Source organism: Pseudomonas sp. HMWF006, assembly GCF_003061205.1.
Classification (GTDB): domain Bacteria; phylum Pseudomonadota; class Gammaproteobacteria; order Pseudomonadales; family Pseudomonadaceae; genus Aquipseudomonas; species Aquipseudomonas monsensis.
Map to the genome: position 1 here is coordinate 1 of NZ_QAIU01000044.1, position 2,524 is coordinate 2,524.

Genomic DNA, 2,524 nt, shown 5'->3' on the forward strand with positions numbered 1-2,524 from the left:
CTTCAAGGCTCTGCGGCAAGGCGACGTAACGACTGATGGCCTTGGCCGCATAACCGGCGATGAACCCGGCGACGATGCCGCCGATGAACCCTGCCCCCAACGTACTGGCGAGCAAGCCACCGATCATCCCCGGTGCCAGGCCCGGACGGTCGGCAATCGAGTAGGCGATGTAGCCGGCAAGCAGCGGCACCATCAGCTTGAACGCGGTCTCGCCGCCGATCTGCATCAGTGCCGCCGCCAGCGTGCCTTCCTCCTTGAACGCGGTGATGCCGAAGACGAACGACAAGGCGATCATCAAACCACCGGCCACCACCATCGGCAGCATGAACGACACCCCGGTCAGCAGGTGTTTGTAGACCCCGGTTTTCTCTTGCTTGGCCGGGGCCTTGCCGTCACTCGCGGTGCTTTCCACCTGACCTTCGGCCAAGGCTTTTTTCAGCGTGGCTTCGGACTGCTTCAAGGCAATCCCGGTGCCGCAACGGTAGATTTTCTTGCCGGCGAAACGCTCGGTGGCGACTTCGATGTCCGCTGCCAGCAGCACCACGTCGGCCTCGGCAATCGCCGTGGCGCTGAGCGGGGTTTTCGCGCCGACAGAGCCTTGGGTTTCGACGTGCAGCTCATAGCCCAGACGCTTGGCGGTTTGCTGCAATGCCTCGGCGGCCATGAAGGTGTGGGCGACGCCGGTCGGGCAGGCAGTGATCGCGACGATGCGTGGTGCACGCGGCGCAGCGACAGCCGGCGCCGCCTCTGCAGCGACATACACTTCAGCCTCTTCAGCGCCACGACGCAGCACCGCTTCGACATCCTGCAGCGCTTGCGCCGGGGCAATGCGGAACACGCGCTTGCCGACGAAACGTGTCATGTCGATGTCGCCGGTGGCCACCAGCAACACCCATTCTGCCGCTTCGATGGTCGCCGCCGACAATTCACGCTCCGGGTGCGCCGCATCGACCACTTCAACACTGGTGCTCCAGCCTTGGCGCTGCGCGGCGGCATCGAGCAAACGCGCACACAGCACACTGGTGACCATGCCGTTCGGGCAAGCCGTAACAATGGCTAATTTCATGACAAACCCTCTTATTGTTCTGTCAGGGGACGCACGCGCACGCCCTGTTCGAGCGGCGTCAATTGCGCCACATCGTCGATGCCGAAACCGATCTGCGTCACCGCCAGTGCGGCAATCGCCGTGGCTGTACGCAGGGTTTGCTCGGGTGTGTGGGCGTTGAGCAACCCGTGGAGCATGCCGGCCAACAGCGAATCGCCGGCGCCGACGGTGCTGGCGACCGTGACCTTCGGTGGCGTCGCGTGCAGCGCCGAGCCGACGCTGAACCAGTTCACACCGTCAGCACCGTGGGAAATCACCACATGCTCGATGCCTTGGGCGTGTAAACCTGCAGCCGCCAGCGCCTCTGCTTCGTGGGACACCACCTCGCAACCGAGCGCATCGGCGAGTTCTTCCGTGTTCGGCTTGATCAGCCACGGACTGGCCTGCAACGCCGCGCGCAACGCTTCGCCGCTGGTGTCGAGGGCGACTTTCAGGCCGAGCTGATTCAGCCGTTCGATCAACTCACGCAACCATTGCGCGCTCACGCCACGAGGCAGACTGCCGGCGACCACCACCGCGTCATGACCCGGCGCGATCTGCACCAGACGTTCGAGCAACGCCTGCTGCGCCGCCGCGTCCACCACCGGTCCCGGACCGTTGATGTCGGTGATGCGGCCGTCGTGCTCAGCGACTTTGATGTTGCTGCGGGTTTCACCTGGCACGCGGATGAACGCGTCGACAAAGCCGCGTCTGGCGAACAGGGTTTCAAACGCTTGCAGATTGTCTTCGCCGAGAAAACCGCTGACCGTCAATTGATGACCCAGGTCAGCCAGCACCTGGGCGACGTTCACACCTTTGCCGGCGGCATGGGTGTGCATCTCGTCGCTGCGGTTGACCTGACCGGCCTCCAGGCGTGACAACTCGACCGTAAGGTCCAGCGCCGGGTTGAGGGTCAGGGTGAGAATCTTGGCCATTACAGGGCCTCCACTAATGCACGCACTTCATTCGCGCTGCCCACGGTGAGGGCGTGTTGAGCAAGGATTTGCGCCTGGGTCAGGCTGAGTTCGCGGATGCACGCCTTCACCTCGGCGATGCTGCGCCCGGACACGCTCAGCTCATCGACGCCGAGGCCGACCAGTACCGGCACCGCCAGCGGGTCCGCCGCCAATTCGCCGCAGACGCCGACCCATTTGCCGTGGGCATGGGCCGCGCGCACGGTGATGTCGATCAATTGCAGCACCGCCGGATGCAAGCCATCGGCCTGGGCCGAGAGCGTCGGGTGACCACGGTCGATGGCCAGGGTGTATTGCGTCAGGTCGTTGGTGCCGACGCTGAAGAAGTCCACTTCTTTCGCCAGCACCGGCGCCAGCAAGGCAGCGGACGGCACTTCGATCATGATCCCCAATTGCAGGTCGGCAACCGGGATTTCCAGGCGCAGACGCTCGGTCATGTCGCGGGCCTGACGCCATTCTTCGACGC

At 64.3% G+C, this 2,524-nt stretch carries 3 protein-coding genes; all 3 read right to left on the minus strand.

The features are described 5' to 3' along the window. The coding region (locus tag DBR24_RS01560) for a PTS fructose-like transporter subunit IIB (RefSeq protein WP_128613678.1) at positions 1 to 1,066 on the minus strand (1,066 nt) is incomplete at its 3' end. A gap of 11 nt (positions 1,067 to 1,077) precedes the next feature. Beyond that, the gene (gene pfkB / locus DBR24_RS01565; RefSeq protein WP_123464569.1) at positions 1,078 to 2,019 is read right to left on the minus strand and encodes a 1-phosphofructokinase; all 942 of its coding nucleotides are present in this window, start codon (positions 2,017 to 2,019) and stop codon (positions 1,078 to 1,080) included. Next, a partial coding sequence (locus DBR24_RS01570) for a putative PEP-binding protein (RefSeq protein ID WP_146188931.1) occupies positions 2,019 to 2,524 on the minus strand: 506 nt, incomplete at its 5' end. The genes pfkB and DBR24_RS01570, both read right to left, overlap by 1 nt.